At 72.3% G+C, this 6,393-nt stretch carries 7 protein-coding genes and 1 pseudogene; 3 read left to right on the top strand and 5 right to left on the bottom strand.

From position 1 onward, the window contains the following. Window positions 1-61: 61 nt before the first annotated feature. A complete protein-coding gene (locus ACWEN3_RS38500) occupies window positions 62-472 on the bottom strand; it encodes a hypothetical protein (protein WP_452981004.1) in 411 nt (136 codons plus the stop codon). 450 nt (window positions 473-922) lie between these two features. After that, on the bottom strand, window positions 923-1,678 hold the full coding sequence (locus tag ACWEN3_RS38495) for an enoyl-CoA hydratase/isomerase family protein (RefSeq protein WP_452981001.1): 756 nt from the start codon (window positions 1,676-1,678) through the stop codon (window positions 923-925). A gap of 101 nt (window positions 1,679-1,779) precedes the next feature. Here ACWEN3_RS38495 and ACWEN3_RS38490 point away from each other — a divergent pair, with 101 nt between their 5' ends. Together ACWEN3_RS38490 and ACWEN3_RS38485 are read left to right on the top strand one after the other, a co-directional pair. Beyond that, window positions 1,780-2,358, top strand: coding sequence for an HdeD family acid-resistance protein (locus tag ACWEN3_RS38490; RefSeq protein ID WP_452980998.1), 579 nt, complete (start codon window positions 1,780-1,782; stop codon window positions 2,356-2,358). Window positions 2,359-2,544: 186 nt separating this feature from the next. Next, window positions 2,545-3,039, top strand: coding sequence for an ATP-binding protein (locus tag ACWEN3_RS38485; protein ID WP_452980995.1), 495 nt, complete (start codon window positions 2,545-2,547; stop codon window positions 3,037-3,039). Window positions 3,040-3,045: 6 nt separating this feature from the next. On the opposite strand, the gene idi is transcribed toward ACWEN3_RS38485, so the two are convergent. From idi to galE, 3 genes are all read right to left on the bottom strand, one after another. Continuing rightward, window positions 3,046-3,639, bottom strand: coding sequence for an isopentenyl-diphosphate Delta-isomerase (gene idi, locus ACWEN3_RS38480; RefSeq protein WP_452980992.1), 594 nt, complete (start codon window positions 3,637-3,639; stop codon window positions 3,046-3,048). 197 nt (window positions 3,640-3,836) lie between these two features. Beyond that, window positions 3,837-4,778, bottom strand: a complete 942-nt coding sequence (locus tag ACWEN3_RS38475; RefSeq protein ID WP_452980989.1) for a cation diffusion facilitator family transporter — start codon at window positions 4,776-4,778, stop codon at window positions 3,837-3,839. 134 nt (window positions 4,779-4,912) lie between these two features. Beyond that, window positions 4,913-5,884 carry a UDP-glucose 4-epimerase GalE gene (gene galE / locus ACWEN3_RS38470; RefSeq protein ID WP_452980987.1) on the bottom strand — a complete coding sequence of 324 codons (972 nt, stop codon included), beginning with the start codon at window positions 5,882-5,884 and terminating at the stop codon, window positions 4,913-4,915. Window positions 5,885-6,153: 269 nt separating this feature from the next. Between galE and ACWEN3_RS38465 the strand changes: the two are divergent. Next, window positions 6,154-6,393 (top strand): annotated as a pseudogene (locus ACWEN3_RS38465) (CDP-alcohol phosphatidyltransferase family protein); the annotation flags it as partial.

Raw genomic sequence — 6,393 nt, 5'->3', positions numbered from 1 at the left:
GGCGGTGCCGAGCATTGCCGAGGCGATCCCTGTGACTTCTTTCACCTCCCTGATCGCCGGATCAGTGCCAGTGCCCACCGCGGTGGTCGCGGTCCCCGCGCCAGCCACCGCCGTGGTGCCAGCCGCCCCAGCCGTGCCGGTAGTCGCCGCCGTGCCAGCCGCGGCCGTAGCGACGGTGGCCGTGGTCGCGCCAGCCGTCGTGCTCGCGCCATTCGTCGCGGTCGCGCCAGCCGCCGCGCTCGCGCCATCCGTCGCCGTCGCGCCACTCGTCGCCGTCACGACGGTGGTCGCGGCCCCACGAGCGGTCGCCCGGTCCCGGGAAGTCGTGGTGCACGCCGCGGATCGACACGACCGGGCGCATGTGGCCCGGGTAGTGGTCGGCGGCGGCGGCCGGCAGCGCCGCCGCGGTCACCGCGGCGGCTGCCACGACGGCCGCGGTGGTCAGCCTACGGACAGAAGCAAAAACGGACACAAGGTCCCCCTTCGCAAGTGTTGCGGGTGGCGGCCGGTCGGCCGCACGACCACACCTTGCAACCCGCGTCCCGGTCACGGCGGCGGACTCGCGGGGGACATTACGGATCTAAGAGATTCCTGTAACACTCACGTGTAACGACCATCTATGTGTTTAATGCATCAGTTTGCGGAGATAAAGCGCTTTCCTGCCGGAAATACCGGACTGTGCCACCGGTCCGCCCGCCCGGTCCGCCCGCGCCTTCACCCGAAAGTGAGTAACAGCCGCTACGCCGATCGGGCCACGGCCGGGGCGTGGCCGCGCGGCAACGGCCCCCGGGAGCGGAGCAGTTAGAGCAGGTCGTAGGCGTGTTTCGCGTCACCGCGCGGTCCGGGGCCGGTGGTGGGCAGGCCGAGCCGGGTGCCGCCGTAGATGTCACCGGTGCGCTCACCGCACCGCGCTGGGGACGCCTCAGTCGGACGTGGTGACGCTCCACGTGAAGCGCGGCTGCCGGCGCTCCAGGAAGGCGGCGACGCCCTCCGCGGTGTCCCCGCTACCCTGCGCCTGCTCCGTCCAGTGGGCGTCACGGTCGGTGCGGCCGTTCGCGAACTCCTTTGCAGCGGCCTGGGTGAGCTGCGAGCGGGACACGAGGGTCCGGGTCAACTCGCCCACGCGCTTGTCCAGTTGGCCCTCGGGCAGCACCTCGTCCACCAGTCCGGTCCGCAGCGCGCGCCCCGCGTCGATCAACTCGGCGGTGAACAGCAGGTACTTGGCGGTGGCCGGGCCGACCAGGGACGCCAGCCGACGGGTCGACGACGCGGGGTAGACGATGCCGAGCCGCGCCGGGGTCACCCCGAACAGGGCGCCCTCCTCGGCCAGTCGGAGATCGCAGGCCGCCGCGAGCTGCGCGCCGCCGCCCACGCAGTGTCCGCGCACGGCGGCGAGGGTCGGCTTCGGAAACGCCGCCAGTGCCTCCTCGGCCGCCACCGCGAGCCCCTGCGCCTCCCCGGGCGACACCCGCAGCGTGGAGATGTCCGCCCCGGCGCAGAAGGTCCGGCCCTCACCGGTCAACACCAGTGCCCGCACCCGGGGATCGCGCGCCAACCCCTCCAGCAGCGGCGGCAGGGACCGCCACATCGCGGCCGTCATGGCGTTGCGCTTGGCCGGATGACGGATCACGACGGTGGCGACCGAGTCGGTGACCTGGTGGGACAGCTGGGGCTCCATGGGCCGGATCGTATCCGTCCGCCAATCGAGTTACGACACCCCCTCCAAGGGGGACAAAAGGGGGAGTGCGGTGCGGAACGGGGGTTGTCGAGGAGGTGGCGATGGCAAGGTCGCGACGGCCCGGGAACAAGGCGGCGTCGATGCGCCAGGAGTTCGGCTGGCTCGCGGTGCTCGGCGTGGTGCTCGTGCTGGCCGGACTCGTCGGGCTCGTCTACACCGGCCTCGCCACGCTGACCTCGATGCTGCTGTTCGGCTGGCTGTTGCTGATCGGCGGGATCGTCGGACTGCTGCACGCGATCCAGGCCCGCGGCGCCCCCTACTTCTGGCTCGGCGTGATCGTCGCCGCCCTGAACATCGCGGCCGGCATCGTCGTCGTCCGCCTGCCGCACGCGGCGGCCGCGGCGCTCACCATGTTCGCCGCGCTGCTGTTCCTCGCCGCCGGTCTCTTCCGGCTGGTCGGCAGCCTCGTCGTGCGCGGCCCGCAGTTCGGCTGGACCCTGCTGCTCGGCGCCTTCGACCTGCTGCTCGGGATCCTGGTCCTCGCCCACTGGCCGAGCAGCAGCCAGTACGCCATCGGGGCCTTCTTCTCGCTCGCCCTGCTCTTCGACGGCCTCGGCCTGGTCGCCACCGGCTACGGCGGCCGCCGGATCGTCGGGCTCGTCGCCGAGGAGCAGGCCTGACAACCCGAAGAGTTCGCGAACCGGCGCTCGGGGGACAGGAACAGTCCGACACGTGACCTTGTCATACCCAGTCGGTCAGAAACCGTTCGATAACCGCTGACTTGTGTTCAGGTCTTCGGTCGGGAGCGGGTCGTTACCAACACTCGACGTGTGGTGACAATCGAGCGCGAGGGTGGCGACCGGACAATGGACAACCACGGGCGCGGGGACGGCCCGCGCCCAGCGGGGGACACCGAGCGGCCGCCGGATCCACTGCCGTACGAAGGCGTCTGGCGGTTCACCGCCGCAGCGGTGGACGCCTCGGTCCCGCAGGCCCGGCACGCGGTACGGGACCTGCTGCTGCGCCAGGGCGTGCCGGTCTCCGACGACCTGGTGTACGGGCTGCTGCTGATCGTCTCCGAGCTGGTCACCAACGCGGTCAGGCACGCGGCGCTGCTGTCGCCGATGCTGGCCGTGGAGGTCGCCGTCGGGGCCGAGTGGGTGCGGGTGTCCGTGGAGGACAACCATCCCTACCGCCCGACCGCTCTGGAGGCCGACCACGCGCAGACCGGCGGCCGGGGGCTGCTCCTGGTCCGCGAGGTGGCCCGGGAGGCGGGCGGGGTCGTGGACGTGGAGCACACGGCGAGCGGCGGCAAGGTGATCTGGGCGGCCCTGCCGCTCAAGCCCGCCCGGGTGCCGTGACGCCGTTCACCAGCCCGCGGACGGGCCCGTCAGTTCCCTGATGGCCGGACGGGCCGCGTCCAGCACGGTCATGAACCAGGACGAGAAGGTGTCCGTGGCGTGCCGCTCGGCCAGCTCGGCCGCCGTCACGAAGGCCGTCGCCTCGACCTCCTCCGCGTCCGGCGCGAGCGGTGCCTGCGCCAGGCCGATGAACAGGTGGTTGTACTCCTGCTCCACCAGGCCCGAGACCGGGTCCGGGTGGTTGTAGCGGACGGTGCCCGCCTCGGCGAGCAGCGAGGGGGACACGCCCAGCTCCTCGAAGGTGCGCCGGGCCGCCGCCGCGAAGGGCGCCTCGCCGGGGTAGGGGTGGCCGCAGCAGGTGTTGGACCACACACCGGGGGAGTGGTACTTGCCGAGCGCCCGCTGCTGGAGCAGCAGCCGGCCCTGCTCGTCGAAGAGGAACACCGAGAACGCGCGGTGCAGCTGCCCCGGCGGCTGGTGGGCGGCGAGCTTCTCGGCCGTGCCGATCGTCACGCCCTTCTCGTCGACCAGTTCCAGCAAAATCGCCTCTGCGGTGCCGTTCGACGAGCTGTGCGTCGCGGTGGCAGGTGTGATCGGCATACCCATCCTTCGCCTCGGTCTTCGCACCCCAAGTCTGCCGTACGAATCCGGCACTCCCGGCACTTCCCCGCACGTCCGCGCGCGGCGCCGTACCGGAAGCCGGACCCGGTAGATCATCGTGCCCGGTGTCCGGCGGGGAGAATCGCCCGGGGAGCGGTCGAACAGATGAACGTGCGGTCAGCGGGCCGGCCGGGCCGTCAGTGACACAGCCGGGCCTCGTGCTCCGCGTGCCCGCCCGGCTCCAGCTGGAAGGTGCAGTGCTCGACGTCGAAGTGGTCGCCGAGACAGCCCTGGAGCTCGTGCAGCATCTTCTCGTGCCCGATGGCGCTGAGCACCTCCGAACTGACCACCACGTGCGCCGAGAGCACCGGCATGCCGGAGGTGATCGTCCAGGCGTGCAGGTCGTGCATGTCCTCCACGCCCTCCAGCGCGAGGATGTGGGCGCGCACCTCCGCCATGTCGACGTTCTTGGGGGCCGCCTCCAGCAGCACGTCCAGCGTCTCGCGCAGCAGCTTCAGCGTCCTCGGCACGATCATCAGCCCGATGGCCAGCGAGGCGATCGGGTCGGCGGCCTTCCAGCCCGTGGTCAGGATCACGGTCGCCGAGATCAGCACCGCCACCGAGCCCAGCGCGTCCGCGGCCACCTCGAGGAAGGCGCCGCGCACGTTCAGGCTCTCCTTCTGCCCGCGCATCAGCAGGACGAGCGAGACGGAGTTCCCGGCCAGGCCGACCAGACCGAACACGATCATCAGGCCGCCCCGGGTGTCCGCGGGCGTCACGAACCGCTGGAACGCCTCGTACAGGACGTAGCCGCCGACGCAGAGCAGCAGCAGACAGTTGGCCAGGGCGGCCAGGATCTCGGCGCGGGCGAGACCGAAGGTGCGGTTGGTGCTCGGGGGGCGGTTCGCGAAGTGGATCGCGAGCAGGGACATGCCGAGCCCGACGCCGTCGGTCGCCATGTGCGCCGCGTCCGCGACCAGCGCGAGGGAGTTCGCGACGAGACCACCGGTGATCTCGACCACCATGATCGTGAGCGTGATGCCCAGCGCGATCCGCAGCCGCCCGCGGTACGCGGCCGCGGCCGTGCCCGTGGGCGGCGCATGGGTGTGCGCATGCCCGTGGTCGTGCCCAGCCCCCATGGCTACCGCCCTTTCGCGTGACGTCCGAGAGGCCAGTGAACTACGGGTAGGGGGTATCGGGCAACGCGGTACTGAAAGCCGTTGTCATGTGCCCTGACCTGCGGAAACGATCCGCTGGTCAGGGCGCTCCCGGCTCAGCCGCCGTGGTGCAGCCGCCAGCCCTGCCAGGCCGACTCCACCATCTCGCGCACCCCGCGCCGGGCCCGCCAGCCCAGCGCCTCGGCGGCCCGCTCGGCCGACGCGACCGCGCGCGGCGCGTCCCCCGGCCGGCGCCCCTCCACCAGGGGCGCCCGGCGGTCCCCGGAGACCTCGCCGATGACCGTGATCAGCTCGCGCACCGAGACGCCCTCGCCCCGGCCGATGTTCAGCGTCAGGTCGCCGGTCAGGTCCCCGCCGGCGAGCCGTCGCGCCGCCGCCAGATGGGCCTCCGCGAGATCGGCCACATGGATGTAGTCCCGCACGCAGGTGCCGTCCGGCGTCGGGTAGTCGTCGCCGAAGATCCGCGGGGCCTCGTCGCGGGTGAGCCGGTCGAAGACCATCGGCACGATGTTGAACACGCCCGTGTCCGCGAGTTCCGGCGCGGCCGCGCCCGCCACGTTGAAGTAGCGCAGGCACACCGTGGACATCCCGTGCGCCCGGCCCGCCGCCCGCACCAGCCACTCACCGGCCAGCTTGGTCTCGCCGTACGGGTTGACCGGCGCGCACGGGGTGTCCTCCGTGATCAGGTCCACGTCCGGGTTGCCGTACACCGCCGCCGACGAGGAGAACACCAGCCGGCCCACGCCCGCCCCGGCCATCGCGTCCAGGAGCGTGGCGAGACCTCCCACGTTCTCCCGGTAGTAGCGGGTGGGCTCGGCCACGGACTCGGCGACCTGCTTGCGCGCCGCGAGATGGACGACGCCCGTCACGCCGTACTCCGCGAGGATGCGCCGCAGTCCCTCGCCGTCCAGCGTCGAGCCCGCGACGAGCGGGACCTCGGCGGGCAGCCGCTCGGGCACGGCGGCCGACAGGTCGTCCAGAGCCACGACGCGCTCCCCGGCGCCGGCCATGGCGCGTGCCACATGTGCCCCGATGTATCCGGCTCCGCCGGTGATCAGCCAGGTCATGGTCGCCCACCCTATGCGGGCCGCCCGGGCCGGTGTCCCGGATGCCCGGGTCTGCGCCGACGGGTTTGTCGGCCGGGGCCCGGATCACCGATGATGACCGCGGCAAAGGCAGGGGCAGCCCCTGTGGACCGGCCCGTGAACGGCCGATGAACACGGTCTTCGGCCCATCGGATACCCTCTGCCGACATGCCGCCCGGGTGCCGCAGGCAGGGCGCCCCACCACGCAGAAGACCGGTGCCGACGCGCCGGCACCCAGGGAGTGAGTTCGGTTGCCGACCGCCATAGTCACCGGTCAGCCGGTTCCCGGATCGTCGCTCGAGAACGATCTGCGGTCCCTCGGCTTCGACGTCCTGGTGGCAGCGGACGCCTCCGAGACCGAGAGCCTGCTGGCCGCCGCACCGGCCGGGGACCCCGTGGCCCTGGTCGACGCCCGCTTCGTCGGCCACCCGCACGCCCTGCGTCTCGGTCTGACCGACCCCCGCTTCCCGCTCGCCGCGGTCCCCGGCGCC

The sequence above is a fragment of the Streptomyces sp. NPDC004561 genome, assembly GCF_053602155.1.
Note: the sequence above shows the minus strand (reverse complement) of the source record. Positions and strands in the feature narration are given on the sequence as shown.